This window comes from Maritimibacter sp. 55A14, from assembly GCF_003122205.1.
GTDB lineage: Bacteria > Pseudomonadota > Alphaproteobacteria > Rhodobacterales > Rhodobacteraceae > QEYE01.
In genome coordinates this window covers 41370-66350 of record NZ_QEYE01000003.1, presented here as the reverse complement: position 1 = coordinate 66350, position 24981 = coordinate 41370, and the positions used below count along the sequence as shown (strand labels likewise).

Below are 24981 nucleotides of genomic sequence, written 5' to 3'. Positions count from 1 at the left end.
CCGCCATGCACGGAGGCATGGCGGCGCAGAACTGCATGGGAGGGTTACTTCTTGGTCGTGCCGGGTTTCGCGGGTTTGGCTTTCTTGTCGCCCATGGCAACAATTCCTCTGCAAGATCGGGAGGGCGGAATGCCGTTCCCTGATGCAAACCCTCGCGCAACACGGCCCCCGATTCTCGCGGGATTTCGACCAGAATGTCGAATTTGGCCCGACGCGGCGCGAAATGCGCCGGGCGGGAGTGACATTGCGGCGCAGGCCCGGCGGTTGAGCCGGCAGGTGACGCTGGATAACAGCTATGGCTGAGTGGAGGAGATGATCTGATGGGATACGCCGAGACATACAACGCCTGGAAATCCGATCCGGAAGGGTTCTGGATGGATGCCGCACAGGCGATCGACTGGGACGAGAAACCGTCCCGCGCGCTCTTCGACGAGAACGCGCCGATCTACGAGTGGTTCAAGGACGGCATGGTGAACACCTGCTGGAACGCGGTCGACCGCCATGTGGAAGCCGGGCGCGGCGGGCAGGCGGCGATCATCCATGACAGCCCGGTGACCGGCACTGTCCACCGCATCACCTATGGCGAGTTGCGCAACCGCGTGGCGCGGCTGGCCGGCGCGCTGCGCGCGCAGGGTGTGGAGAAGGGCGACCGCGTCATCATCTACATGCCCATGGTCCCCGAGGCGCTGGAGGCGATGCTGGCCTGCGCGCGGCTGGGCGCGATCCATTCCGTCGTCTTCGGCGGTTTCGCCGCGCATGAGCTGGCGGTTCGCATCGACGACGCCGCGCCAAAGTGCATCATCGCGGCAAGCTGCGGGATCGAGCCGGGCCGCGTCGTGCATTACAAGCCGCTCCTGGACGGGGCCATCGAGCAGGCAAGCCACAAGCCCGATTTCTGCGTGATCTTCCAGCGCGAGCAGGAAGTCGCGCGGCTGGAGCGCGGCCGAGATCACGACTGGCATGCCTTCCAATACGGCGTGAAACCCGCCGATTGCGTGCCGGTGGAGGGCGACCACCCGGCCTATATCCTCTACACCTCCGGGACCACGGGCGCACCCAAGGGCGTGATCCGGCCGACCGCGGGCCATCTGGTCGCGCTCAACTGGACCATGAAGAACATCTACAACGTCGATCCGGGCGACGTCTTCTGGGCCGCCTCCGACGTGGGCTGGGTCGTGGGCCACAGCTATATCTGCTACGCCCCGCTCATCCACGGCAACACCACCATCGTTTTCGAGGGCAAGCCCGTCGGCACGCCGGATGCCGGCACATTCTGGCGGGTGATCCGCGACCACAAGGTGCGTTCCTTCTTCACCGCGCCCACCGCCTTCCGCGCCATCAAGCGCGAGGATCCGGAGGCGAAGGAACTGGCGAAATACGACATCTCCTGCCTGCGCGCGCTCTATCTCGCTGGGGAACGCGCGGACCCCGACACGGTCAACTGGGCCGCCGACAAGCTGGGCGTGCCGGTGATCGACCACTGGTGGCAGACCGAGACCGGCTATGCCATCGCCGCGAACCCGCTGGGGATCGAGCATCTGCCGGTCAAGGTCGGCTCGCCCTCGGTGCCGATGCCGGGCTATGACGTGCAGATCCTCGACGAGGGCGGCCACCCGATGAAACCGGGTGAGCTTGGCGCGATCGCGGTCAAGCTGCCGCTGCCGCCGGGCACGCTGCCCAATCTCTGGAATGCCGAGGCGCGCTTTCGCAAGAGCTACCTCGAAACCTTCCCCGGCTATTACGAAACCGGCGATGCGGGTTATGTCGACGAGGACGGCTATCTCTGGATCATGGCGCGCACCGACGACGTGATCAACGTTGCGGGCCACCGGCTCTCGACCGGCGCGATGGAGGAGGTGCTGGCCGCCCATCCGGACGTGGCGGAATGCGCCGTGATCGGCGTGGCGGATGAGTTGAAGGGCCAGCTTCCGATGGGGTTCCTGTGCCTGACAAGCGGCGTGACCCGTCCGCATGAGGAGATCGTCAAGGAATGCGTTGCGATGGTGCGCGACCAGATCGGCCCGGTCGCGGCCTTCAAACTCGCTGTGGTGGTGGACCGGCTGCCCAAGACGCGCTCGGGCAAGATCCTGCGCGCGATCATGGTGCGCATCGCCGACGGCACCGAATGGAAAATGCCCGCCACCATCGACGACCCGGCGATCCTGGATGAGATCGCCGCGGCGCTGAAGACGTTGGGTTACCCCAAGGGCGGTTGAGGCTCCCAGGCCTCAGGGATGGACGTCGCGCGGGCAGCGGCTGCGAAAGAAGACCAGGAGGGCATCGTACTCCCAGGCGATGCCTTGTCCGGCCAGCCAGCGCTGTTGGAGCGCATAGGCCTCCTGCTCTGTTGCGTTGATGCAGTCCCATAGTCTCGATTCGAGCTGCACGAAGTGGACCAGCTCATGCAGAAGTACCGAACGGTCCCAGAGATTGGCCGCATCCCACGGCTGCGGCAGGTAGATCAGCCGCGCGGAGGGGTCATAGGCGCCTTCCAGCGCGCGGTCGACGACCAGTTCGCCCTCGCCATAGGGGATGTGTTCGCCGCGCGCACAGAAGATGATGCGCGGCGGCACCTCCCGCAGCGCCTCCGTCTCGTAGGGGCTGGTCGCGTCGATCCAGTCCAGCAGGGTGGCGACAAGCGGCATGTCGGGGGTCACGGGGGCGCGGCGCCTGCGCCGATGCCGCCCCGGAGATGTGCAGGGCCAGAAGGATTGCCGCAAGCGCGGCGCGCAGAATGGGGGCAGGATACGGAATGGCGTCGTCCGGGTTGCGTCCGCGCCAGTATAGCGGCCGGGGGCATTCGGGAAAACACCCCCGGCGAAACGGTCGGGATCAGTTGACGATCGTGGCCTCGGTCGCGGCGCGGATGTCGTCTTCGGTGACGCCTTCGGCAGCCTCCACGATCTTCAGGCCGCCCTCAACCACGTCGAGCACGCCCAGATTGGTGATGATGCGGTCCACCACGCCGGTGCCGGTCAACGGCAGGGTGCATGCCTTAAGCAGCTTGGAGTCGCCCGCCTTGTTGGTGTGGTCCATCACCACCACGACGCGGCGCACGCCCGCGACCAGGTCCATCGCACCGCCCATGCCCTTCACCAGCTTGCCGGGGATCATCCAGTTGGCCAGATCGCCGTTCTCGGCCACTTCCATCGCGCCCAGGATCGCCATCGCGATCTTGCCGCCGCGGATCATCGCGAAGCTCTGGTCGGAGCCGAAATAGGAGGTGCGCTCCAACTCGGTCACGGTCTGCTTGCCGGCGTTGATGAGGTCCGGATCGACCTCGTTCTCGGTCGGGAAGGGGCCGATGCCCAGCATCCCGTTTTCCGATTGCAGCGTCACATCGACGCCTTCGGGAATGTAGTTGGCCACCAGCGTCGGAATGCCGATGCCGAGATTCACATACATGCCGTCTTCAAGTTCCTGCGCCGCCCGTGCGGCCATCTGGTTGCGGTCCCAAGGCATGGTTATCCTCCCATAAGTGGTCGCAAGATCAGCCAATAGATCGGCCAAATTTGCGCAAGAAACAAGTTGACGGGAATTGCTATGAGCCAATTCCAAGAGGTGTAGACGTAGCCGTCGAAGAATGTGAGGTAGAGGAAAGTCGCGATATCCGCGACAATATAAACTGCCCCGAGTAGCCTAGCCATTTCTTACGCCGCGCGCGTGGTGCGCTGTTCGATGCGTTTCTCGTGCTCGCCCTGGATCAGACGGTGCACATAGATGCCCGGCAGGTGGATGCAGTCCGGGTCCAGGCTGCCGCGCGGCACGATCTCCTCCACCTCGGCCACGCAGACGCGCCCACAGGTTGCCGCCGCCGGGTTGAAGTTGCGCGCGGTCTTGCGGAAGACCAGGTTGCCGGTGTCGTCAGCCTTCCAGGCCTTGACGATCGACAGGTCGGCCACGATCCCGCGCTCCAGGATATAGGTCTCGCCGTCGAATTCCTTGTGCTCCTTGCCCTCGGCGACCTGTGTGCCGACGCCGGTCTTGGTGTAGAAGCCCGGAATGCCCGCGCCGCCGGCGCGCATGCGTTCGGCCAGCGTGCCCTGCGGGTTGAATTCCAGTTCCAACTCGCCGGAAAGATACTGGCGCATGAATTCCGCGTTCTCGCCCACATAGGACGACATCATCTTCTTCACCTGCCGGGACTGAAGCAGAACGCCCAGCCCGAAATCGTCCACGCCCGCATTGTTGGAGGCGACGGTCAGGTCCTTCACGCCGCTGTCGCGGATCGCCGCGATCAGCAGTTCGGGAATGCCGCAGAGCCCGAATCCCCCCGCCGCGATCAGCATGCCGTCCTCCAGAAGCCCGTCGAGGGCCTCGGACGCCGAGCCGTAGATCTTCTGCATCTCATGCTCCCAGATTATCGGTTTTTTCGTGCTCAGTTGTGACCGCGGGGCAGGGGGGAGTCAATGCCGATGCCGCAGCGCAGCGCGCGGGTCGCGTCGCGGCGTTAGAAGAATGCCGCCGCCATCTCGCCGATCATCTCGGAGAAGAGCGCCTGCATCCGCGCCGGGGGCTGGCGCCGCATATAGACCTCGGCCAGCGGGTCGGGTGCTGATTTCGCGCTGCCCGACAACTCCTCGATCACGGCATGGCCGCAGAAAGGCACGTAAAGCTCCGAATAGCCGCCCTCGTGGACAATGGCGAGCTTGCCCGCACAGACCTCCGCCGCGACCTCCATCATCCGCCGCGTCATCAGCCGGTAGGTCTCGGCCGTGCACATCATCCGCGAGAGAGGGTCCACCAGCGCCGCGTCATAGCCGCAAGCGACGATGACGATATCGGGGCGGTAGGCGGCGAGGGCGGGCACGACCAGCCGCTCCACCGCCTCCAGCCATGTGGCATGGCCCGCGCCCGGCGGCAGCGGCACGTTCATGTTGAACCCCTCGCCCGCGCCGCGGCCGCGATGCGCGACGAAGCCGGTATCCTCCGGGTAGTTGCGGTCCTGATGGATCGAGATCGTCAGCACATCGTCGCGGTCGTAGAAGATCGCCTCGGTCCCGTTGCCGTGATGCACGTCCCAGTCCACAACGGCAAAGCGGCGGCCCAGCCCATCGGCGCGGGCGGCCTCGATGGCGATGGCGATATTGGCCAGCAGGCAGAAGCCGTTGGGCCAGTCCGGCAGGCAGTGATGCCCCGGCGGACGCGAGAGCGCATAGGCATTGGGATGGGTGCCGCGCAGCACTTCTGCGACCGCCGCCCCGGCCAGCCCCGCCGAGACGCAGGCGATATCGAACCCGCCAGGGCCGAAGGGCGTCTGCTCCCCGATCTCGCCGCCATTGCCGTCCGACAGTTCCTTGAACCGATGCAGGAATGCCTCCGGATGGACGCGGATGAGGTCATGCCAGCCGGCGGGTGGCGCGCTGCGCACGTCCAGATCGCCGATCAGACCCGTCACCTCCATGAGGTTTTTCAGCCGGCGCTTGGTTTCCGGGCTTTCGGCCAGCCCGCCCGCGGCCTGCGGCTGGATCAGACCGCCCACCGGCATGGTCAGCGCGTAGTTGCCGCCGGCGTGCCAGAAGCACCGCTCATCCCAGTAGAATGCCGTCCGGCCCATGATCCGCCTCCCGTTGCCTCGGCCGGGACAGTGGCAATTCGGCGGCCAAAAGCCAAGAGGGTGACGCGTCCCCCGGATGCCGCTAAGAGGGAAGTCATGGCCGAGCCCGACCTGCACCACCTGACCGACGGCGCACCTTTCGCGGTGCGCGTGACGCCCAAGGCCGCGCGCAACGCGCTCAGGTGGGAGCCGGGGCCGCCGCCGCTGCTGCGCGTCTCGGTCACCGTGGTTCCCGAGGACGGCAAAGCCAACGCTGCGGTGCTGAAGTTGCTTGCCAAGGCGCTGGGCGTGCCGAAATCGCGGCTGGAATTGCTGCGCGGCGCGACTTCCCGTGACAAGCTCTTCCGGGTGAGAGGCTGATCCCGGCCAGAGCGGCCACCATTCAATCCGCAGCGTTTGTCCTTGAGCGAAGCCCGCGATGCGTCTCCAGACCTGCCAGGGATCGCAAGGGCCATCCTCAGCATTTTTTGGTCCAGCGCCTCGGGACGTGCCTCTAGCGTTTCAGCCGGTAACTGCCTTCCGGAAGATCGAGCGCGGCGGCCAGGTCGCGCAACTGCGTCATCGAGAAGGTGACGGTCTGCACCCGGTCAGTGCGCGGATCGTACTGCTCCACCGTCACGCATTCCTCGAAGGCATTGATTGTCACATCCTCCTGAAGCGGCGGCCCCGCCTCGTCTACGAGGGTGATCACGGTGGCGTCGAATTCGTGCTCGATGGTGAACATGGCCGGGCTCCTGTGCGTCCCCTCGACCGCGATAAAACCCGTCTCGGCGGGAAATTGCAAACCGGTTGGCGCACTGCGATTGGGGTTCGCATTTCCGCGGTGCCGGTCTATCTTGCGGTCAGAGATTGAAGACCCGACGAGGAGTGACATGCGCCTGTTTGCCCTGAGTGCCGCCCTGCTGCTTGCGGCGTCTTGTACCACCGTGACCACCCAGCCCGCGGCGTCCGTTCAGGCGCCCCCGGCGGTCAGCCGCGACGTGGCTGTCCGCAACTTCGCGCAAGTGATCCGCCGGGTGGAACCGGTGGCCGAGCAAGTCTGCCGTGAACGCACGAGCGGGCTCAATTGCGACTACAACATTTCCGTCGATACCCGCGCCGATCAACCGCCCAATGCCTATCAGACCCGCGACCGGTCCGGTCGGCCGCAGATCGTCCTCACCGCGTCGCTGATCGCGGATACCCGAAATTCCGACGAACTCGCCTTCGTCGTGGGGCACGAGGCCGCGCATCACATCGAGAACCATCTGCCGCGAAAGCAGCAATCCGCAGTGGGTGGCGCCGTTCTCGGTGGTGTGCTGGGTGCCGTTCTGGGTGGCGGCGAGATGGTGCGCGCCGGCGCCGATCTGGGCTCGTCGGTGGGTGCGCGGGCCTATTCCAAGGAATTCGAGCTGGAAGCCGATGCGCTGGGCACGGTGATCGCGCATCGCGCGGGCTTCAACCCGGTGCGTGGCGCGCAATATTTCGCCCGCATCCCCGATCCCGGCGACCGCTTCCTGGGCACCCATCCGCCCAACGCCAGCCGCATGGAGACGGTGCGCCGCACCGCGGCAGCCCTGCGCTGACATGGCCGGCGGTGTATTGACTCAGGTCAAGGCTCACGGGCCGGGGCTGCGCCAGACTGGATTCGCCAACACCGGAGGATCCGAGATGTTCAACCTGTCCCGACTGGCCCGTCACGAGAAACTCGTCGATGCGATGGCCGAAACCCAGGGCATCGACCTGGCGGAAGAGATCATGCGCGGTACGCTTTCGGGCGGCGACCTGCGTGCGGCGATCTACAGTTGCACCGGCTGCGCCAATGTCGAGGGCTGCGAGGCCTGGCTGGCCGCGCATGCCGACGGCGCCGAGGGCACGCCGGAGTTCTGCCGCAACGCCGGGCTCTTCAAGGCGCTGCGCGCGGTCTGAGCGGCCAAGGCTGGCGCGGGCGCTGCGTCCGTGCTAGCCCGCCTCCCGCGAAGGGGGCGGGATGCAGGTATTCGAGAACATTCTCACCGACCGCGGATCGAAATACGCGGTGTCCGGCGGACCGGTTCGAGATCGAGAGGCGGTGGAGGCGTTTCTCAAGGCCCTGAAACGGCGCAAGAAATTCGCCCGCGCAACGCATAATTCCTGGGGCGTTCTGCTGGCGGAAGGGCCGCTCAAGGCCGATGACGGCGAGGTGGGCGCGGGTGCCGTGATCCTGCGCATGCTCGAACGCGCCGGGCTGACGGATCACATCGTCGTTGTCACGCGCTGGTATGGCGGCGTAAAACTCGGTGGCGACCGGTTTCGCCGGGTGCAGGACGCCGTGAATTACTATCTGGAGCATCGCGCATGAAATCGCTTTGGAGCCGCTTTTGCGAGCGCGCGGGCTGGAGTTGGGAGGGCTGGCGCCACTGCTGGAACGACGAGTTGAGCCTCAAGCAATGGGCGCTCGCCAATCTCGTCTCCGCCGTGCTGGCCTTCTGGCTGCCGCTCGGCGGGGCGGAACGCGCGCTGATTCTGGCGCTGGGCGTTCTGGTCATGGCGATGGAACTGATCAACACCGCCATCGAGCGGGCGGTGGATTTTACCTCCGGGGACCGGCATCCGCTGGCCAAGCAGGCCAAGGACACCGCCAGCGCCGCGGTCGTCGTCACCGCGCTCGCCGCGGGCGTGGCCTGGCTGGCGGTGCTGACGGGGTAGCGCGCTTCCCGAGCAACCGAAGCTCAGTCGCCGGTCTGTTCCGAGACGCGCCGGGCGACGGCCAGACACGCGTCCGACCACGGCCATGAAATGCGGATCAGACGTGTCCTAGACCAGCCGCCCCCAAAGATCGTATTCCGACGCCTCATCGACCTCCACCGTGACGATATCGCCGGGCGACAGGGCCTCGAAGCCCTTGTCGATGAAGAGATTGCCGTCGATCTCCGGCGCGTCGGCGCGGGTGCGGCAGGTGGCGCCTTCGGCGTCCACCGCGTCCACGATGACCTGCTGACGGCCGCCCACCCGCACCTGAAGCCTGGCCGCCGAGATGGCCTGCGCCTTTTCCATGAAGCGGTTCCAGCGGTCCTGCTTGACCTCCTCGGGCACGTGATCGGACAGGACGTTCGACCGCGCCCCGGCGACATTCTCGTACTGGAAGCAGCCGACCCGGTCGAGCTGCGCCTCGTCGAGCCAGTCGAGCAAGGTCTGGAACTCCGCCTCCGTTTCGCCCGGAAAGCCCACGATGAAGGTGGAGCGCAGGGCGATTTCGGGGCAGTCGCGGCGCCACGCGGCGATCTCGTCCAGGGTCTTCGCCGCCGCGGCGGGCCGGGCCATGCGCCGCAGCGTGTCGGGATGGGCGTGCTGGAAGGGGATGTCGAGATAGGGCAGGATCAGCCCCTCGGCCATCAGCGGGATGAGCTGGCGCACATGCGGGTAGGGGTAGACGTAATGCAGCCGGACCCAGGCGCCGAGTTCCCCGAGCGCGCGGGCAAGATCGGTTATGTGCGCAGGCACGGGTGCTTCACGCCACGGGCTCGTCTCATGCTTGAGGTCGACGCCGTAAGCGCTTGTATCCTGTGAGATAACCAGCAGTTCCCGCACCCCGGCTGCGACCAGGCGTTCGGCTTCCCGCAGCACTGCGCCGGCGGGACGCGATACCAGCCGTCCGCGCATGTCCGGGATGATGCAGAACTTGCATTTGTGGTTGCAGCCCTCGGAAATCTTTAAATAACTGTAGTGTCTCGGGGTCAGGGACACACCCGATGTCGGGAGGAGATCGACGAAGGGATCGGGGCTGGGCGGCACCGCCGCATGAACCGCGTCGAGCACCTGCTCGTACTGGTGCGGGCCGGTCACCGCCAGTACCTTTGGATGCGCGCCGGTGATGTAGTCCGGCTCCGCCCCCAGGCAGCCGGTGACGATCACCCGCCCGTTCTCGGAGAGTGCCTCGCCGATGGCCTTCAGGCTTTCGGCCTTGGCGCTGTCGAGAAAGCCGCAGGTGTTGACGATCACCGCATCCGCGCCCTCGTAATCGGGCGAGATGCCGTAGCCTTCGGCCCTGAGCCGGGTCAGTATGCGTTCGCTGTCGACCAGCGCCTTGGGGCAGCCCAGCGACACCATCCCGATGCTGGGCTGGTCGTCGCGTGTCATGCCCGCGAAGCGCGCGGCCGGGGCGATGTCGGGGCGGAGATCGGTCGGGTTCTGGCTCATGGCCCGCATATAGAGCGCCACCGGCGGCTGCGAAAGCCCCCGTCGCACGCAATGGTCTGTTGTGGCGCGCTGTCTGCGAGCTTAGATTTGATCCCGTGTCCTGAAGGCGGGAGTATGATCATGCGCTGGATTATCCGTATCCTCGTGACGTTGATGCTGCTGGGCGTGGTTGCGGTGACGGCGCTGCTTCTGATGCCAGCTGACCGAATCGCGCGGGTGGCCGAACAGGAATTCGAGTCCGCGACCGGCCGCGCGCTGCGCCTGAGCGGAGAGATCAAGCCGACGCTCTGGCCGGTGATCGGGGTGACGGCCGGACGAGTGGAGATCGCCAATGCCGACTGGGCTGCCTCCGGGCCGATGATCTCGGCGGATGCGCTGGTGATCGGGCTCAAGCCCGTGCCGCTCATGGCCGGCGAGATCGAGATCGACACGTTGCGCATCGAGACCCCCGCGATCCGGCTGGAGCGGGATGCGTCGGGCCGTGGCAACTGGGAACTGGAAACCGTCGCGGCCGCCACCGAAACCGGCGCGGACCCGAGCGGCACCGCCACCGCCCCGCCCGAGGCGCAGCGCTTCGCCATCGACAGGGCGATCGTGACCGGCGGGGTACTCAGCTATACCGACCATGCCAGCGGCACCACACTGTCGCTGACCGATGTGGAGGTCGAGGCGGACCTGCCCGACTACGACGGCGCGGCGCAAGTGCGGGCCACCGCGCGGGCCAATGGCCAGCCGGTGACGCTGGAGGCGTCGATCGACGGGTTCGGCCCGCTTCTGGCGGGTGATGTCCGGCCTCTCGAGATGCGGTTCGGCGCCGGTGACAACTCGCTCGACTTCGCCGGGCGGGCCGGGCTGACCCCGGCGGCTGCCGAAGGCCGGATGGTGGCGGAACTTCCCGCGCCCACGGCACTTTTCGCAGCACTGGGTCAGGAGATGGCGCCGCTGCCCCAAGGGCTGGGGCGCGTCATCGCGGCGAGCGGCGACGTGACGCTCTCGGGCGACGGCTCGGCCCATTTGCGCGGCGGCGAGATCAAGCTCGACAGCAACGTGATCGGCGGCGACGCCGATATCACCATGGGCGCGGCGCGGCCGCGGCTGGTGGCGCGGCTCAGCGCGGACGCGCTCGACCTCTCGGCACTGGGTGGCGGGGAGGAGGGCGCGGGCGCGTCCGGCGGCGCGTCTGGCGGTGGCGCGCAGGCCACCGGATGGTCGACGGAGCCGATCGACGTCTCGGCGCTGGACAGCATGGACGCCGAGGTCTCGCTGACTGCCAATTCCATCGCGCTGGGGGCGCTGTCGCTCGATCGCAGCGATCTCGTGGCGCGGCTCGATGCGTCGCGGCTGGTGCTCGACCTGCGCCGGATCGGCATCTATGGCGGGGGCATCGGCGGCGAGTTCGTCGTCAACGGGCGCGGCGGCCTGTCGGTCGGCGGCGACTTGTCGATGGACGGCGTGCAACTGCGCCCCATGCTGACGGCGACGGCGGATTACGACCGTCTGGTGGGGGCGGCCGACGGGCAGCTCAAGTTCCTGGGCGCAGGCAATTCGGTCGATGCGCTCATGCGCAACCTCTCGGGCGACGGCCGCTTCGCCATCGGCAAGGGCGAATTGCTGGGGCTCGACATTGGCGGCATGCTGCGCAATCTCGACATGTCCTATCGCGGTGCGGGCGCGAAAACCGTCTTCGACAGCGTCACTGCCTCCTTCACCATCGCCAAGGGCGTGGCCTCCAACTCCGACCTAAAATTCAGCGGCCCCGTGGTCGATGCGACAGGGCGGGGCACGGTCGATCTGGGGCGGCAGACGCTTGACTACAGGCTGACCCCGGTCGCGCTGGGCTCGGATACGGGCGGGGGCGTGACCGTGCCGGTCAACATCACCGGGCCGTGGTCGAACCCGTCGATCAAGCCCGATCTGGACGAGCTTCTGAAGCAGAACCTGAAGGAAGAGCGCGAAGAACTGGAACAGCGCGCCCGTGACGCGGTCAAGAAGAAGCTGGAAGAGGAAATCGGCCCGGTCGGCGACGGGCAATCGACGGAGGACGCATTGCGTAACAGGCTGGAGGACGAGGCCAAGAAAGGCATTCTGAACCTGCTTGGCGGCGGCAGCAACTGACCGAATGCGTGCTCCCCGTGCGCCTCAGACGCCGGGGGAGGGCCCTTGGCAGTCGAGCGGCTCGGCGCTCTCCCATGCGACGCTCAGGTCGTCTTCCGGGCTGCCGCCTTCGGCGCGGGCGCGCAGCCCGTCATCGCCGCGCAGGAAATCCCAGCACTGCGGGCCGGGCTCGCGGTCGTAAACGAAGCAGATCTTGCCACGCTCAGAATACCAGAAGCCCGCAATGCAGATATCGCCCGCGAATCGCCAGATCACCTGGCGGCCGGGCAGGTACTGTTCTGACCCGTAAGGGGCGCCGTGCCGCTGGAAATGCAGCGTGCGGCCGGTCACGCGGGCGGCGAATTCATCGGGGCCGAGCGGCTCGGCGGCCAGCGCCGGAGCCGTGGTCAGGGCCAGCAGGACAAGACAACGCAGCATCGTCATTCCTCGCCAATGCGGACGGTTGACCGCGGGGGGATATGGTCAGGACAGGACGACGCGTCTGTCAAGTGTCGGGCCGGGGATGCGCCCGGTCTCGTAGAGCACCTCCAGCCGCGGGTGCATCAGCCGTTGCCAGAGCGGCGGGATCAGCGCCGCCCCGGCCATCACCGGCAGGCTGAAGGGCAGTTCCGGTGCGGTGTCGCGGGGCAGGTCGCGCAGGTCGGGATAGGATTTCGACGGGTTCGCGTGGTGATCGGAATGGCGCGGGGCGTTCAGCATCAGAAGCCCGCTCATCCAATGCGGCGCGTTCCAGGAATGCGCGGGCGAGACCGGCTCGTACTTGCCGTCCGGGCCCTTGTTGCGCACCAGCCCGTAATGCTGGACATAATCGCTAAGCAGGAGTTGCGAGACGCTGTAGACGCAAAGCAGCAGATAGACCGCGACGCCGGCCGGCCCGGCGATCAGCCATGAGAGCGCGATGAAGAGCAGCCCGCCGCCGATATAGGTGTAATACGGGTTCGACCAATGCCAGGGCCGGTGCCCCCGTATCTTGAGCCGCGCCGACTCCGCGATGCGACCGGCCCGGAACGACCCGCGCCAGGCGCGCGGCAGGAATTGATAGAAACTCTCGTCCAGCCGCGCCGTGTTCGGATCGAGCGGCGTGGCGACAAAGCGGTGATGGATGGCCGGATGAGCCGAGGCGTGATGCCCGAAAAGCAGCGAGATATAGACCCACCGGCCCAGCATCCGCAATTCGCGGTCCGATCGGTGGATCAACTCATGCGCGTTGGAGTTCGACACCTGCCCGAACCAGAGCCCGAAAGCGAAGAAGGCGGCCAGCCGGTCGCCAAAATCGGCCGGTCCCGGCCCGGCGATGGTCAGCACCGCGATGCCCAGAAGCAGGAAATGCACCGCCCCCAGCAGGATCGAGAGCATTTCCGCGCCGGCTCGGTCGCGCGCCACGGCACCATCTCGCGGGGCGAGGGCATCGACGACAAGGGTCGCCAGCGTGATGTAGAGCAGGGCCGCCAGCGTCCAGGACGCGCCCAGCAGCGCCCCGGCGATCAGCAAGGGCACGGGGGCAAGGGTAACAAGGGCGAACCAGCGTATATCGCGCGGCATGGGACTCTCCTGCGGCGGTTATGCTACAGGGTTGCGGCAGGATTAAGGACAATCTTTGCCGAGGCCGGGAATTGTATGCGTATCCCGGCCAGCAAGAGGACAGGATGATGCGCCACGCCGAAAGGACGGACCCGCAGCAGACCGCGCCGCGCACGATGTGGAGCCTCTGCGAGGCCCGGCTGTTGACGGCCATCGCGCCACGCGGCGCCCCGGCGCGCGGGCCGCGAGCCGGGCGCTGGCCCTTCCTGCCGCTCCTGCTGGTGCTGGCGATTCTGGCCGGACTCCTGGGTTGGGACGCGCTGCGGCAGCCCGCGCCCCCGCTCGCCGTCGCGGCGGCGCGGGACTGATCCGCCCCTTCCATCCAACGCCGAATGGTCTTAGGTGAAAGGTGGACAGGAAAGCGGGAAAGACATGGCGTTTTTCAGGAAACTCAAGGACAGGCTTTTCAAGTCGTCGTCGCGGCTCGAAGCGGGGCTGGACGCGATCATCGAGGAGGGCGGCGAGGAGGAACCCGTCGAAACGCCGCCGCAGCCCGATCCCGAGACCCCGGAGCCGCCCGCGCCCGGTCCCGAGAGGCCTGCGCCGCAGGAGCCCGAGCCGCAGGAGCCCGAGCCGGAAGAGCCCGCGCCCGAACCGGAGCCCGAGCCTGAACCGGAACCCGATCCCGTCCCCGCGCCCGAACCGGAGCCCGAGCCTGAACCGCAACCCGGCCCGTCTCCCGCGCCGCCCGAGATCACGCCGGAGCCCGAACCGCTGGGCGTACCCGCGCCCGGCCAGGACGATGTCCACCCGCCCGCGCCCTCGGAGGTTCCCGCCGCGCCGCCTGCCGAGTTCCCGCAGGACTTCCCCCAGGAAATGCCGTCGGACCGGCCGGTGCCTGCACCCGCCAACCCCGTGGCCGATGTGACGGAAACCGTCGAGGCCGCGCCCGCTGCGCGTGCGGGCTTCCTGGGCCGCATCCTGGGACGGGGTGAGAAGAAGACAGTGGTGCGCCGCGTGCTCGACGACGCGATGCTCGAAAGCCTGGAGGAGCTGCTGATCAGCGCGGATATGGGGGTGGAGACGGCGATGCGCGTGACCGCCAACATGGCCGAGGGGCGCTTCGGCAAGAAGCTCTCCACCGCCGAGATCAAGGCGTTGCTCGCGGCCGAAATCACCCGGATCATGGACCCCGTGGCCAAGCCGATGCCACTCTATGCGCGGGCGCCGCAGGTGGTGCTGGTCGTGGGGGTAAACGGGTCGGGCAAGACCACCACGATCGGCAAGCTCGCCAGCCAGTTCAAGGCGGCGGGCAAGTCGGTGATCATCGCGGCGGGCGACACGTTTCGCGCTGCGGCTGTGGAGCAGCTCCAGGTCTGGGGGGAACGCGCGGGCGTCCCGGTGATGACCGCGCCGGAGGGTTCGGATCCCGCCAGCCTGGCCTTCGACGCGCTGGCGCGTGCCCAGGCGGAGGGCGCCGATCTGCTGATGATCGACACCGCCGGTCGGTTGCAGAACCGCGCAGACCTGATGGAGGAACTGGCCAAGATCATTCGTGTGCTGCGCAAGCGCGACGAGACCGCGCCGCACAACACGCTTCTGGTGCTCGACGCCACGACCGGGCAGAACGCGCTGAGCCAGGTGGAGATTTTCCGCAAGATGGCCGATGTCACCGGGCTGGTGATGACCAAGCTCGATGGCACCGCCAAAGGCGGCGTCCTGGTCGCGCTGGCAGACCGGTTCGGCCTGCCAATCCACGCGATCGGTGTCGGTGAGCAGATCGACGATCTGGCGCCCTTCGACCCCGAGGACTTCGCCCGTGCCCTGACCGGGCTGGAGGAATGAGCGGCGCTAACCGTCGGGCGCGCTGCTGGCGCCGAGCGCGGCGACCAGCTTGCGCATGAGCCACAGCACGACAAGCGCGATTAGCGCGGCCAGACCCGCCAGGGGCAGCCGCCCAGTGCCGCAGGCCACGCCCACGGCGCCTGCGAACCACATGCCCGCGCCGGTCGTCAGCCCGTGGACCTTGCCGCGGCCCGTGATGATCGTGCCCGCCGCCAGGAAGGCCACGCCCGCCGTCACCGCCTCGATCAGGCGCAGCGGATCGACGCGCATGCGCTCGTCGCCCTCCGTCACAAGCGCCATCAGTTCAAACGCCAGCAGCGTGAAGAGACAGGCCGCCAGCGCGATCATCATATGGGTGCGCAGGCCAGCGGGCTTGTCGTGCATCTCGCGTTCCCAGCCGATCATTCCGCCCAGAATCATCGCGGCCACGAGCCGCAGCGCCGCGACCTCGGCCGGGATCGCGCTGAAGGCGCCGGTGAACTCGGCTATGATGGAGTCCGAAAACATCGCCCTCCATTGCCGCAGATCGCATGGCGGATGTAAAGGCCGGATCGCGCCGGCGCATGGGGCGCCGGCATGAGCGAGTTGATACTCGCGCTTGAAGGCACGTCGGCGGGCCATCACCTGGCGATGGGGCTGGCGCTGCTGGCGGCATTTCTGCACGCGGTCTTCGGGGCGCTCCAGAAAGGCGCGCACGACCCCTGGCTCAGCCGCGCCGCGATCGACATGAGCTATGGCGCCATGGCCGCGCCGCTGGCACTGCTGGCCGTGCCCTGGCCGGAGCCGTATATGTGGCCGATCTTCGCCGGGGTGTTCGCGATCCACGCGGTCTACAAGATCCTCCAGGCCATGACCTACAGCCGCGGTGCCTACACGGTGGTCTATCCGGTGGTGCGCGGGACCGGCCCGCTGGTCGCCGTGCTGGGCGCGGGGCTCGTCTTCGGCGAAGTCTTCACCTGGATCCAGTGGAGCGGGCTGGCCGTGTTGCTGGCCGGGATCTTCGGACTGGCGCTCTACAACATCGTCCATACGCATGTGGATCGCGGCACGCTCTATGTCGCGCTGGTCCTGGCAGTGATGACCGGGGCGATGGTCGCGGCCTATACAACATTCGACGCCTACGGCATCCGGGCCACGGCCGATCCCTTCACCTTCCTGGCCTGGTTCTTCTTCATCGACGGGCTCTTCTTCCCGGCGCTCATGGCGCCGCGGATGCTGCGCCTGACCGTGGCCGAGGCGCTGCCGCTGATGCGGCGCGGGCTGGCCGGTGCTTTCACCGCCTTCTTCAGCTTCGGCGCGATCATGCTGGCGACGCGGCTCGACAAGGTGGGTGAGGCGGCGGTGCTGCGCGAAACCTCGACTGTCTTCGCGGCGCTGATCGGATGGCTGATGTTGGGCGAGCGTGTCGGGCCGCGACGGCTGGCGCTGATGGGCTTGATTGCGCTGGGCGCGGTGATAGTTGAAATGGGCGGCTGAGGAGACGCGCAATGGCGGACAGGAAGATCAATCCCTGGGTGAAGACCGGGCTGGAGCTTGGGCCGATCCTGCTCTTCTTCATCGGCTATGTCCGGATGAAAGATAGCAGCTTCACCATTGCGGGCACCGAGTATGACGGCTTCATCCTCATGACCGCGGCCTTCATCCCGCTGATCCTGCTTTCCACCGGCATCCTGTGGTGGCTGACCGGGCACCTGTCGCGAATGCAGATGATGACGGCAGTGCTGGTCGTGGTCTTCGGCGGGCTATCGGTCTGGCTCAACGACGAGCGGTTCTTCAAGATGAAACCCACCGCGATCTACCTGCTTTTCGGCGGCATCCTGGGGGTGGGGCTGCTGCGCGGGCGCTCCTACCTGCAGGTGGTGATGTCGGAGGTGATGCCGATGACCGCAGAGGGCTGGATGAAGCTGACCCGCCGGGTGACGATCTTCTTCCTGGGCCTTGCGATCGTCAACGAGGTGGTGTGGCGAACCATGTCCACCGATGCCTGGGTCAACTTCAAGACCTTCGGACTGACCGCGGCGGTCTTCGTCTTCTTCATGCTCCAGAGCCGGCTCTTCCGCGAGCACGGCATCGAGGAGGAGGGGGGCAGGGACGGCTGACAACCAGCCAGCGCCCCGTCCCTAGCCCCGAACTCAAGCGGTGACGGTGACCCTCTCGGGTGTTGTTTGATCCGTGACGAGCCACGTCATGGGCGGACCGCGCGGGCGGTCTGGCAATCGCGCTGCGACATCGGGCCTTGGTTCCGCGCCGGGGATGTGGATAATCCTCCCCGGCCCTAACCCTTGCCGAAAAGGATCTTTTGCGCCTCGCGGTCGCTTTGCAGGTTCGAGCGCAACTCAGCCGCCACGGCCCGGCCTGCCTGCACGCCTGGGCGGCTGCTCACCGCCTCCAGCCAGCGCGCCATGTGGGGCTTGTCGTCGAGCGTCTGTTCCTGCCCTTCCCAGAGCGACGCCCAGGGCCAGATCGCCATATCCGCGATAGAGAAGAAACCGCCGGCCACGAACTGGTTCTCGGCCAGCCTGCGGTCGAGCACGCCGTAGAGCCGGGCGGTCTCGTTGCGGTAGCGGTCCTTGGCATAGGGCAGGTCGTTGGGCGGGTCCATCGAAGGAGCATATTTCAGGAAGTGATGCGCCTGTCCGGCCATCGGCCCGACGCCGCCCATCTGCCACATGAGCCATTCCTCCACCGCGACCTGCTCGCGCGGGGTGCTGCCGTAGAACTGCCCCGTCTTGCGGCCGAGATATTGCAGGATGGCGCCCGACTCGAAGACCGAAATGGGCTTGCCGTCAGGGCCGTCGGGATCGACGATTGCGGGCATGCGGTTGTTGGGGGCGATGGACAGGAAGGACGGCTCGAACTGCTCGCCGGCGCCGATATTGACCAGTTGCAGGTTGTAGGGCAGGCCCATCTCCTCCAGCGCGATGGAAACTTTCCAGCCATTGGGTGTGGGCCAGTAGTAGAGGTCGATCGGCTGCGTCATGTCGCGGTGCTCCCGTGGCGGTTGGTTGGTTGCCACATTACTTGGACGGATCGGAAGCGGTGGCAACCCCCCGCGATCGGGCGCGGATTTCAGGCAGGGGTCGCCCCGGCAGCCGCGGGGCGCCAGGCTGCCTGCGGCTCCGCCCGCGGTGTGAGCGCCGCCCGGAGCGCGGGCGCCGACCAGCCGTCGCGCTGCCGCAGGATCGCGTTGTAGAGCCCGAAGATCCCCGGCCTCAGATAGAAGCCCCAATGGCAGACGCGTCGCGTCGGCGGGGCAATAGCCACACCGCGCCTGCCGAGGGCGGCCAGCGTCTGCGGGCAGTCGATCGGGACATCCACCCAGCGCCGGGGCGCGTCCGGCAGCCCGCAGCCCAGCGTCCGCGCGCCGTGTGCCGGCGGTCGCACGAAACTGCGGAAGAGCAGATCGTAGAACGCATTGCTTTCGCTTGTGATATTGAAGATTTCCGCGCCCGAGGCCGCGTGATTGGCCAGCGCGGTTTGCGCCGTCCGGGCATAGTCCGCAGCACCCATCAGGATGGCGCGGCCAAGCACCGGGCGGCGCAGCGCGCCCATCGCCGTCAGCAGGACATGGCAGCCCATCGAATGGGCCAGCGCGTCCACGCGCCGGCCGGGGGCGAGCGCGGCCAGCGTCTCCAGCAGATGGCTGAGCGCGGCGCCGGCCTCGGCGGCACGCGCATAGGCCGCGCCAACTTCCGCGGGCCGGTTGCGCGCCGCCGCGTCCCAGCCGAAGGCGATGCAGAACCCGTCCGCGTGGCCCTCCGCGCTGAAGCCCATCCCGGCGGGCCAGGACCGCGCCTTCCGGCACCCCGGATCGGGCCTGATCGCGAAAATGTGACGATGCGGGTCGGCGGCGCCGTCGAAGGGCGAGAATTTCAGCCCGTGGATCATCACCGCGACCGGCGCATCTGGCGGGGTTTGCGCCAGCGTGCGAGCGATGCCCGCCTCCCAATGGTGGCCGCCGCCGCCGCGAAGACGGAGCCCGCCATCGCGGGTGTTCACTTGCAAGAGTGCCATCTGCCCGTGCCCGACCTCGATTGCCCGACCGTTTCTTCTTTGCCCGCCTGATAGCGCGGCTTTGCAACGGCTGCGTTACCCGAGCGTGACGGTGCGGTGACGGTTTGCGGCGCTTGACGGGCGGGGGCGGCTGGGCTATGGGCTGCGCATCGTGGCGATTTGTTACCGGATTGCGGGCCACGTTAAACAAGCCGCTAAAGAGGTCGAGGTGCGAAGTCCCCCCGACGCTCTGCGGTTCGGGGGTTTTTTTATGCACGGGGATCGTCGGAAATGAGCGAGAATTGGAAACCGGCCACCAAGCTGGTGCATGCGGGCACACGGCGCAGCCAGTATGGCGAAACATCCGAGGCGATCTTCCTGACGCAGGGTTTCGTCTATGACAGTGCCGAACAGGCCGAGGCGCGGTTCATCGAGGCGGGCGCGGATGAATTCATCTATGCCCGCTACGGTAATCCGACCGTGGCCATGTTCGAGGAACGCATCGCCGCGCTCGAAGGCGCCGAGGACGCCTTCGCCACCGCCTCGGGCATGGCGGCGGTCAACGGCGCGCTGATGTCGCTTCTGCGCGCCGGCGACCACGTGGTATCGAGCCGCGCGCTCTTCGGTTCCTGCCTCTATATCCTGGAGGATATCCTGCCGCGCTACGGGGTGGAGGTCAGCTTCGTCGAAGGCACCGACCTGCAAGCCTGGCGTGATGCGATCCGGCCCGATACCAAGGCGGTCTTCTTCGAATCGATCTCCAACCCCACGCTCGACGTGATCGACATCCGTGCGGTCTCGGAGATGGCCCATGCGGTGGGTGCCGTGGTGGTCGCGGACAACGTCTTCGCCACCCCGGTCTTCCAGCGCAGCCTGGAGCTTGGCGCCGACGTGGTCATCTACTCGGCGACCAAGCATATCGACGGGCAGGGGCGATGCCTGGGCGGCGTCGTTCTGGGCACGACAGAGTTTGTCCGCAAGACGCTGGAACCCTATATGAAACACACGGGCGGGGCGCTCAGCCCGTTCAACGCTTGGGTGATGCTCAAGGGGCTGGAGACGTTGGCCCTGCGCTGCACCGCACAGGCGGCGGGTGCGTTGGCCCTGGCCGACCGGCTGGCAGGGCATGGGCGGCTGGAACGGGTGCTCTACCCCACGCATGACGCGCACCCGCAGGCCGCGCTGGCGCGGGCGCAGATGACGGCGGGGGGCACCGTCCTGGCGCTCGACATCAAGGGTGGCAAGGAAGCGGCCTTCCGCTTCCTCAACGCGCTCCGGATCATTCGGATGTCGAACAACCTGGGCGACGCCAAGAGCCTTGTCACCCATCCCGCCACGACGACCCACCAGCGGCTCGCACCCGAGACGCGCGCCGCGCTGGGCATCACCGACGGGCTGGTGCGCGTCTCGGTCGGGCTGGAGGATCCGGAGGACCTGATTGCCGATATCGAAACGGCCCTCGACGCGGTCTGACGGACCCCAGCGGGCGCGCCCGGCCGGCCGGGGACGCGAAAACGCTGGACATTCCGGTGCCGCGTACCAGATAACCGGGGGTCATTGGGTTCTGCGACGGGGGAAGGCATGAACGTGCAGACGCCGAAATGCGAAGCGGATGCGAACCGCCGGAAGGCCGAAAGGGCCGCCGAGGCGCTGGCGCAGCTCAAGGCCTGGGCGGCGGCCGCCGAGCCCGAGGAAATTGCGGCGCTCGATGCCGATCTGGTGCGCTTCCTGCAGGGCGGCAGCGGCGGCAACGCCCGGCCGCTCAGCCGCGACTATCCGCATGATTTCCGCCCCGATGCGGGCTACCGCGCCGCGATGCCCGACCTGCAGAACGGCCCGGCCAGCCTGATCCGCGGCGAGAAGCAGCTTCTCCAGCATGTCGGGATCTCGAATTTCCGCCTGCCGATCCGGTTTCACACCCGCGACAATGGCGACCTGACGCTGGAGACCTCGGTCACCGGCACGGTCAGCCTGGAGGCCGGCAAGAAGGGCATCAACATGTCGCGCATCATGCGCAGCTTCTATGCCCATGCCGAACGCACCTTCAGCTTCGAGGTGATCGAGGGCGCGCTCGACGCCTACAAGGACGATCTGGAGTCGGGCGACGCGCGCATTCAGATGCGTTTCTCCTTCCCCGTCTGGGTCAACTCCCTGCGCTCGGGGCTGGCGGGATTCCAGTATTACGACATCGCGCTGGAACTGGTGGAGCAGGCCGGGCGGCGCAAGAAGATCATGCATCTCGACTACGTCTATTCCTCCACCTGTCCCTGTTCGCTGGAGTTGAGCGAACATGCCCGCGGTGCGCGCGGGCAACTCGCCACGCCGCATTCGCAGCGCTCGGTGGCGCGCCTCTCGGTGGAGGTTCTGGACGGCGAATGCCTGTGGTTCGAGGATCTGATCGAGATCTGCCGCGCCGCCGTGCCGACCGAGACGCAGGTCATGGTCAAGCGCGAGGATGAGCAGGCTTTCGCGGAGCTCAACGCCGCCAACCCGATCTTCGTGGAGGATGCGGCGCGGCTCTTCTGCCGGGGGCTGAAGGCGGACCCCCGGATCGGCGATTTCCGCGTCGTGGCCAGCCATCAGGAAAGCCTGCACAGCCATGACGCCGTGTCGATCCTGACCGAAGGCCCGACCTTCGCTACCGAGAGCATCGACCCGAAGCTCTTCACCACGCTTTTCCACGTCGGCTGAGCGCGGGCGGTGGCGCTTGACAGTCCCACGGGGGCGGGCCAAGCCTGAGCCTCATGTTTGACCTGCGTCCAGTCGGCTATGTGATCGGGCTCCTCGTCGCCGTCCTGGGCGTGACGATGCTGTTCCCGCTGGCGCTCGACCTGGTCGACGGGAACGGGCAATGGCCGGTCTTCCTGCAATCCATGCTGCTGACCTGCCTGGTGGGCGGGCTGATGGCGCTGTCCTGCGCCAACGGCGTGCAGGCGGGGCTGAGCGTGCAGCAGACCTTCCTGCTGACAAGCGGCGTCTGGCTGGTCCTGCCCGTCTTTGCAGCGCTGCCCTTCGGCCTGGGCGCCACCGATGCGCGCTATGTCGACGCCTTTTTCGAGGCGATGTCGGGGCTTACCACCACCGGATCGACGGTGCTGTCGGGGCTCGATACGCTGCCGAGGGGGCTGCTTCTGTGGCGCAGCATGCTGCAATGGTTCGGCGGCGTCGGCATCATCGTCGTGGCGATGGTGTTCATGCCCACGCTGCGGGTCGGCGGGATGCAGATATTCCGCAGCGAAGCCTTTGACACGCTTGGAAAAATCCTGCCACGAGCTGTGGAAATCGCTTCGCGCATCGCGGTGATCTATATTGGCCTGACGCTGGCCTGCACGCTGGCCTACATGAATGCCGGCATGGACGGGTTCGCGGCGGTGAACCACGCGCTGACCACGGTTTCCACCGGCGGCTTCTCGACCTCCGACCAGTCCTTTGGCCTCTATCAGGGAGCGCCGGAATACATTGCCTCGGTCTTCATGGTTCTGGCCAGCCTGCCGTTCGTTCTCTACGTGCAAATGATGGCCAGCAATTTCCGGCCGCTCACCCGCGACAGCCAGGTCCGGGCCTTCATTTCCACGATATTCGGCCTGATTGCGATGATCGTGGCCTTCCGGATGCTGGTCAACCTGGACCATCCCGAGCACGCCTTCCGCGAGGCGCTATTCAACGTCACCTCGATCATGACCGGCACCGGCTTTGCCAGCGTGGACTACCAGCTCTGGGGGGCCTTTCCCGTAGCGATCTTCTTCATCGTGGGGCTGATCGGGGGGTGCTCGGGCTCCACCTGCTGTTCGATCAAGATCTTCCGCTATCAGATTCTATTCGCATCCATTGCTGCGCAGATCCGGCGCATCCATTCCCCGCACGGGATCTTCACGCCGCGCTATCAGGGCCGCGCGGTGCCCGAAGACGCGCTGTCCTCGGTCATGGCATTCTTCATGCTTTTCTTCGTCACGCTCGGCATTCTGGCGATACTTCTGGGCATGACCGGGCTCGATTTCATGACCGCAGTCTCAGGCGCGGCCACCGCGCTCGCCAATATCGGCCCCGGTCTGGGCGACGTGATCGGGCCGGCCGGCAATTTCTCCGGTCTCAACGACACCGCCAAATGGATCTTGTCGGCGGCGATGCTGATCGGCAGGCTGGAGATCATGTCCGTATACGTCCTGTTCACCGTCACCTTCTGGAGGAAGTGAAGCGATGTCCGACCGTCCCCTGGGTGCCCAGATCAGCCACGCGCTGAAGGCCCGCGGCGTCGAGGTGATCTTCGGTATCCCCGGCGTGCATAATGTGGAGCTTTACCGCGGGATCGAGGAGGCCGGTCTGCGCCACGTCCTGACCCGGCACGAGCAGGGCGCGGGCTTCATGGCCGACGGCTATGCCCGCGCGACCGGCAAGCCGGGCGTGGCCTATGTCATCACCGGGCCCGGCCTGACGAATATCATGACGCCGATGGGGCAGGCCCGGTCCGACAGTGTGCCGATGCTGGTGATCTCGTCCTGCCTGACGCGGCCCGACCGGCATATGGGGCGCTACCAGTTGCACGAGATGCGCGATCAGGAAGCCGCGGCGGCCACCGTTACCGACTGGTCGCTGACCGCGCCGGACGGCCCCGGCGCCTGGCGCCTGCTCGACCGGGCCTTCGCCGAGTTCGCCGCGACACGGCCGGGACCCAAGCATATCCAGGTGCCCATCGACGTCCTGGAGGCGCCTGCCCCGCCCGCGCCGCGCCCCCCCGCGGCGCCCGTGCGCGCCGTCGCACCGCCGGAAGCGGCAGCCCGAGCAGCTGAGATGCTGCGCGCTGCGCGTCGGCCGCTCTTCGTCTTCGGCGGCGGGGCGGCGGGGGCTGCGGCGCCCGCGCGGCGGCTCATGGCCCGCACCGGAGCGGCGTCTTTCGTCAGCTTTGCCGGGCGCGGCGTCATCCCCGGCTCCGACCCGCTCAATTTCGGCTCCTATCTGGGCCGGTCCGAGGCGCCGGGCATCATCGCCACCGCCGATCTGGTGCTGGCGGTGGGTACCACGCTGTCGGAATGTGACATGTGGCGGCCCCATCTGGGCCATGACTGCCCGATGATCCGCGTGGATATTGACCCGGCCATGCTGGCCGACGAGCACCGCGCCGAACTGCCGGTCCTGGGCGATGCCCGCGCCTTCCTGGAGGTGCTGGAGGAGGCACTGGGAGCGCACCGCGCAGCACCGGGCTGGACGGCGGCCGAGGTCGCGGCGGCACGGGTGCGGATGCGCGCCGAGACGGATGCCGAGCGGCCCCATATCGCGCCGATCTGCGATGCGCTGCGCGAGGTGTTGCCGCCCGAGACGACGGTCTATTCCGACATGACGCAATTCGCATATGTCGCGCTGGAGGTCTGGGACATGGAGGAGCCCGGCCGCTGGCACCATCCCTACGGCTACGGCACGCTGGGATACGGGCTGCCCGCCGCCATCGGCGGCAAGATCGGCCTGGGCGACCGGCCGGTGATCGCCATCGCCGGCGATTATGGCTTCCACTACACGATGCAGGAGCTTGGCGTCGCGGTGGAACTGGGGCTCAACCTGCCGATCCTGCTGTGGGACAATGGCAAGCTCAAGGAAATCGAGCACTGGATGGAGCAGAGCCAGATCGCCCCCAATGCGGTGGTGGCGCGCAATCCCGATTTCTGCGCGCTGGCGCGGGCCTTCGGGGCGCGGGCGGCCGCGCCGCGGTCACGCGCGGCGCTTCAGGCGGCGGTTACCGAAGCGCTGGCGGGGGACGGTCCCACCCTCATCCACATGACGGCCGAGACGGCGAGCTGACG

26 protein-coding genes and 1 riboswitch are annotated in these 24981 nt (G+C 67.2%); of the genes, 15 read left to right on the top strand and 11 right to left on the bottom strand.

What is annotated here, in order from left to right; genetic code table 11:
- Positions 1-320: 320 nt before the first annotated feature.
- Positions 321-2216 (top strand): propionate-CoA ligase PrpE, encoded by a 1896-nt coding sequence (prpE, locus tag DDZ14_RS03260; RefSeq protein WP_109423512.1) that lies wholly within the window; start codon positions 321-323, stop codon positions 2214-2216.
- A gap of 12 nt (positions 2217-2228) precedes the next feature.
- On the opposite strand, the gene DDZ14_RS03255 is transcribed toward prpE, so the two are convergent.
- The 4 genes from DDZ14_RS03255 to DDZ14_RS03235 all read right to left on the bottom strand — a co-directional run bounded on the left by DDZ14_RS03255 (position 2229) and on the right by DDZ14_RS03235 (position 5557).
- On the bottom strand, positions 2229-2657 hold the full coding sequence (locus tag DDZ14_RS03255; RefSeq protein WP_146193073.1) for a DUF6647 family protein: 429 nt from the start codon (positions 2655-2657) through the stop codon (positions 2229-2231).
- 175 nt (positions 2658-2832) lie between these two features.
- Positions 2833-3462, bottom strand: a complete 630-nt coding sequence (locus DDZ14_RS03250; RefSeq protein ID WP_109423510.1) for a 3-oxoacid CoA-transferase subunit B — start codon at positions 3460-3462, stop codon at positions 2833-2835.
- Between the two features lie 188 nt (positions 3463-3650).
- Positions 3651-4346, bottom strand: a complete 696-nt coding sequence (locus DDZ14_RS03240; RefSeq protein ID WP_109423508.1) for a CoA transferase subunit A — start codon at positions 4344-4346, stop codon at positions 3651-3653.
- A 104-nt stretch (positions 4347-4450) separates the two neighbouring features.
- Positions 4451-5557: a class II histone deacetylase gene (locus DDZ14_RS03235; protein WP_109423507.1), complete on the bottom strand. Its 1107-nt coding sequence runs from the start codon at positions 5555-5557 to the stop codon at positions 4451-4453.
- Positions 5558-5653: 96 nt separating this feature from the next.
- Here DDZ14_RS03235 and DDZ14_RS03230 point away from each other — a divergent pair, with 96 nt between their 5' ends.
- Entirely contained in the window at positions 5654-5917 is a 264-nt protein-coding gene (locus DDZ14_RS03230; protein WP_109423506.1) for a DUF167 domain-containing protein, read from the top strand.
- Positions 5918-6050: 133 nt separating this feature from the next.
- Here the strand turns inward: DDZ14_RS03230 and DDZ14_RS03225 are convergent, their stop codons facing one another.
- Positions 6051-6281 (bottom strand): hypothetical protein, encoded by a 231-nt coding sequence (locus DDZ14_RS03225; RefSeq protein WP_109423505.1) that lies wholly within the window; start codon positions 6279-6281, stop codon positions 6051-6053.
- 148 nt (positions 6282-6429) lie between these two features.
- Between DDZ14_RS03225 and DDZ14_RS03220 the strand changes: the two genes are divergently transcribed.
- The 4 genes from DDZ14_RS03220 to DDZ14_RS03205 all read left to right on the top strand — a co-directional run bounded on the left by DDZ14_RS03220 (position 6430) and on the right by DDZ14_RS03205 (position 8224).
- Complete coding sequence (locus tag DDZ14_RS03220) at positions 6430-7122, top strand: M48 family metallopeptidase (protein WP_109423504.1); 693 nt, start codon at positions 6430-6432, stop codon at positions 7120-7122.
- Between the two features lie 85 nt (positions 7123-7207).
- Positions 7208-7465 carry a DUF6455 family protein gene (locus DDZ14_RS03215; RefSeq protein WP_109423503.1) on the top strand — a complete coding sequence of 86 codons (258 nt, stop codon included), beginning with the start codon at positions 7208-7210 and terminating at the stop codon, positions 7463-7465.
- A gap of 61 nt (positions 7466-7526) precedes the next feature.
- Complete coding sequence (locus tag DDZ14_RS03210) at positions 7527-7877, top strand: YigZ family protein (protein ID WP_109423502.1); 351 nt, start codon at positions 7527-7529, stop codon at positions 7875-7877.
- A complete protein-coding gene (locus tag DDZ14_RS03205) occupies positions 7874-8224 on the top strand; it encodes a diacylglycerol kinase (protein ID WP_109423501.1) in 351 nt (116 codons plus the stop codon). Before DDZ14_RS03210 ends, DDZ14_RS03205 begins: the two co-directional genes overlap by 4 nt.
- Positions 8225-8332: 108 nt before the next feature.
- Here the strand turns inward: DDZ14_RS03205 and rimO are convergent, their stop codons facing one another.
- Complete coding sequence (rimO, locus tag DDZ14_RS03200; RefSeq protein WP_199221282.1) at positions 8333-9715, bottom strand: 30S ribosomal protein S12 methylthiotransferase RimO; 1383 nt, start codon at positions 9713-9715, stop codon at positions 8333-8335.
- Positions 9716-9835: 120 nt separating this feature from the next.
- Here rimO and DDZ14_RS03195 point away from each other — a divergent pair, with 120 nt between their 5' ends.
- On the top strand, positions 9836-11830 hold the full coding sequence (locus DDZ14_RS03195; RefSeq protein WP_158275452.1) for an AsmA family protein: 1995 nt from the start codon (positions 9836-9838) through the stop codon (positions 11828-11830).
- Between the two features lie 24 nt (positions 11831-11854).
- Here DDZ14_RS03195 and DDZ14_RS03190 read toward each other — a convergent pair whose 3' ends face one another.
- Together DDZ14_RS03190 and DDZ14_RS03185 are read right to left on the bottom strand one after the other, a co-directional pair.
- Positions 11855-12247 carry a hypothetical protein gene (locus DDZ14_RS03190; protein WP_233252454.1) on the bottom strand — a complete coding sequence of 131 codons (393 nt, stop codon included), beginning with the start codon at positions 12245-12247 and terminating at the stop codon, positions 11855-11857.
- A 45-nt stretch (positions 12248-12292) separates the two neighbouring features.
- The gene (locus DDZ14_RS03185) at positions 12293-13372 is read right to left on the bottom strand and encodes an alkane 1-monooxygenase (protein ID WP_109423498.1); all 1080 of its coding nucleotides are present in this window, start codon (positions 13370-13372) and stop codon (positions 12293-12295) included.
- A 107-nt stretch (positions 13373-13479) separates the two neighbouring features.
- Here DDZ14_RS03185 and DDZ14_RS03180 point away from each other — a divergent pair, with 107 nt between their 5' ends.
- Complete coding sequence (locus DDZ14_RS03180; RefSeq protein WP_158275451.1) at positions 13480-13719, top strand: hypothetical protein; 240 nt, start codon at positions 13480-13482, stop codon at positions 13717-13719.
- Positions 13720-13783: 64 nt separating this feature from the next.
- Positions 13784-15196, top strand: a complete 1413-nt coding sequence (ftsY, locus tag DDZ14_RS03175; RefSeq protein ID WP_109423496.1) for a signal recognition particle-docking protein FtsY — start codon at positions 13784-13786, stop codon at positions 15194-15196.
- A 6-nt stretch (positions 15197-15202) separates the two neighbouring features.
- Here the strand turns inward: ftsY and DDZ14_RS03170 are convergent, their stop codons facing one another.
- Entirely contained in the window at positions 15203-15703 is a 501-nt protein-coding gene (locus tag DDZ14_RS03170) for an MgtC/SapB family protein (RefSeq protein ID WP_109423495.1), read from the bottom strand.
- 69 nt (positions 15704-15772) lie between these two features.
- Between DDZ14_RS03170 and DDZ14_RS03165 the strand changes: the two genes are divergently transcribed.
- Positions 15773-16672, top strand: a complete 900-nt coding sequence (locus DDZ14_RS03165; protein WP_109423494.1) for an EamA family transporter — start codon at positions 15773-15775, stop codon at positions 16670-16672.
- Positions 16673-16683: 11 nt separating this feature from the next.
- On the top strand, positions 16684-17295 hold the full coding sequence (locus tag DDZ14_RS03160) for an inner membrane-spanning protein YciB (RefSeq protein WP_109423493.1): 612 nt from the start codon (positions 16684-16686) through the stop codon (positions 17293-17295).
- A 176-nt stretch (positions 17296-17471) separates the two neighbouring features.
- On the opposite strand, the gene DDZ14_RS03155 is transcribed toward DDZ14_RS03160, so the two are convergent.
- Positions 17472-18176: a glutathione S-transferase N-terminal domain-containing protein gene (locus DDZ14_RS03155; protein ID WP_109423492.1), complete on the bottom strand. Its 705-nt coding sequence runs from the start codon at positions 18174-18176 to the stop codon at positions 17472-17474.
- Between the two features lie 89 nt (positions 18177-18265).
- A complete protein-coding gene (locus DDZ14_RS03150; protein WP_109423491.1) occupies positions 18266-19210 on the bottom strand; it encodes an alpha/beta hydrolase in 945 nt (314 codons plus the stop codon).
- A gap of 141 nt (positions 19211-19351) precedes the next feature.
- A riboswitch (SAM riboswitch) is annotated at positions 19352-19429 on the top strand.
- Positions 19430-19480: 51 nt separating this feature from the next.
- Here DDZ14_RS03150 and metZ point away from each other — a divergent pair.
- The 4 genes from metZ (at position 19481) to DDZ14_RS03130 (ending at position 24979) form a co-directional block, all read left to right on the top strand.
- Complete coding sequence (gene metZ, locus DDZ14_RS03145) at positions 19481-20662, top strand: O-succinylhomoserine sulfhydrylase (RefSeq protein WP_109423490.1); 1182 nt, start codon at positions 19481-19483, stop codon at positions 20660-20662.
- Positions 20663-20770: 108 nt separating this feature from the next.
- A complete protein-coding gene (gene folE2 / locus DDZ14_RS03140; protein WP_109423489.1) occupies positions 20771-21880 on the top strand; it encodes a GTP cyclohydrolase FolE2 in 1110 nt (369 codons plus the stop codon).
- Positions 21881-21933: 53 nt separating this feature from the next.
- Positions 21934-23382, top strand: a complete 1449-nt coding sequence (locus tag DDZ14_RS03135) for a TrkH family potassium uptake protein (RefSeq protein WP_109423488.1) — start codon at positions 21934-21936, stop codon at positions 23380-23382.
- A 4-nt stretch (positions 23383-23386) separates the two neighbouring features.
- Positions 23387-24979, top strand: coding sequence for a 5-guanidino-2-oxopentanoate decarboxylase (locus tag DDZ14_RS03130; RefSeq protein ID WP_109423487.1), 1593 nt, complete (start codon positions 23387-23389; stop codon positions 24977-24979).
- Positions 24980-24981 lie beyond the last annotated feature (2 nt).

Bases quoted from the DNA above. Each gene is read 5' to 3' on its own strand.
- prpE (WP_109423512.1), top strand. From the start codon at position 321: ATGGGATACGCCGAGACATACAACGCCTGGAAATCCGATCCGGAAGGG.
- DDZ14_RS03250 (WP_109423510.1), bottom strand. From the start codon at position 3,462: ATGCCTTGGGACCGCAACCAGATGGCCGCACGGGCGGCGCAGGAACTT.
- DDZ14_RS03240 (WP_109423508.1), bottom strand. From the start codon at position 4,346: ATGCAGAAGATCTACGGCTCGGCGTCCGAGGCCCTCGACGGGCTTCTG.
- DDZ14_RS03235 (WP_109423507.1), bottom strand. From the start codon at position 5,557: ATGGGCCGGACGGCATTCTACTGGGATGAGCGGTGCTTCTGGCACGCC.
- DDZ14_RS03230 (WP_109423506.1), top strand. From the start codon at position 5,654: ATGGCCGAGCCCGACCTGCACCACCTGACCGACGGCGCACCTTTCGCG.
- DDZ14_RS03225 (WP_109423505.1), bottom strand. From the start codon at position 6,281: ATGTTCACCATCGAGCACGAATTCGACGCCACCGTGATCACCCTCGTA.
- DDZ14_RS03220 (WP_109423504.1), top strand. From the start codon at position 6,430: ATGCGCCTGTTTGCCCTGAGTGCCGCCCTGCTGCTTGCGGCGTCTTGT.
- DDZ14_RS03215 (WP_109423503.1), top strand. From the start codon at position 7,208: ATGTTCAACCTGTCCCGACTGGCCCGTCACGAGAAACTCGTCGATGCG.
- DDZ14_RS03210 (WP_109423502.1), top strand. From the start codon at position 7,527: ATGCAGGTATTCGAGAACATTCTCACCGACCGCGGATCGAAATACGCG.
- DDZ14_RS03205 (WP_109423501.1), top strand. From the start codon at position 7,874: ATGAAATCGCTTTGGAGCCGCTTTTGCGAGCGCGCGGGCTGGAGTTGG.
- rimO (WP_199221282.1), bottom strand. From the start codon at position 9,715: ATGAGCCAGAACCCGACCGATCTCCGCCCCGACATCGCCCCGGCCGCG.
- DDZ14_RS03195 (WP_158275452.1), top strand. From the start codon at position 9,836: ATGCGCTGGATTATCCGTATCCTCGTGACGTTGATGCTGCTGGGCGTG.
- DDZ14_RS03190 (WP_233252454.1), bottom strand. From the start codon at position 12,247: ATGCTGCGTTGTCTTGTCCTGCTGGCCCTGACCACGGCTCCGGCGCTG.
- DDZ14_RS03185 (WP_109423498.1), bottom strand. From the start codon at position 13,372: ATGCCGCGCGATATACGCTGGTTCGCCCTTGTTACCCTTGCCCCCGTG.
- DDZ14_RS03180 (WP_158275451.1), top strand. From the start codon at position 13,480: ATGCGCCACGCCGAAAGGACGGACCCGCAGCAGACCGCGCCGCGCACG.
- ftsY (WP_109423496.1), top strand. From the start codon at position 13,784: ATGGCGTTTTTCAGGAAACTCAAGGACAGGCTTTTCAAGTCGTCGTCG.
- DDZ14_RS03170 (WP_109423495.1), bottom strand. From the start codon at position 15,703: ATGTTTTCGGACTCCATCATAGCCGAGTTCACCGGCGCCTTCAGCGCG.
- DDZ14_RS03165 (WP_109423494.1), top strand. From the start codon at position 15,773: ATGAGCGAGTTGATACTCGCGCTTGAAGGCACGTCGGCGGGCCATCAC.
- DDZ14_RS03160 (WP_109423493.1), top strand. From the start codon at position 16,684: ATGGCGGACAGGAAGATCAATCCCTGGGTGAAGACCGGGCTGGAGCTT.
- DDZ14_RS03155 (WP_109423492.1), bottom strand. From the start codon at position 18,176: ATGACGCAGCCGATCGACCTCTACTACTGGCCCACACCCAATGGCTGG.
- DDZ14_RS03150 (WP_109423491.1), bottom strand. From the start codon at position 19,210: ATGGCACTCTTGCAAGTGAACACCCGCGATGGCGGGCTCCGTCTTCGC.
- metZ (WP_109423490.1), top strand. From the start codon at position 19,481: ATGAGCGAGAATTGGAAACCGGCCACCAAGCTGGTGCATGCGGGCACA.
- folE2 (WP_109423489.1), top strand. From the start codon at position 20,771: ATGAACGTGCAGACGCCGAAATGCGAAGCGGATGCGAACCGCCGGAAG.
- DDZ14_RS03135 (WP_109423488.1), top strand. From the start codon at position 21,934: ATGTTTGACCTGCGTCCAGTCGGCTATGTGATCGGGCTCCTCGTCGCC.
- DDZ14_RS03130 (WP_109423487.1), top strand. From the start codon at position 23,387: ATGTCCGACCGTCCCCTGGGTGCCCAGATCAGCCACGCGCTGAAGGCC.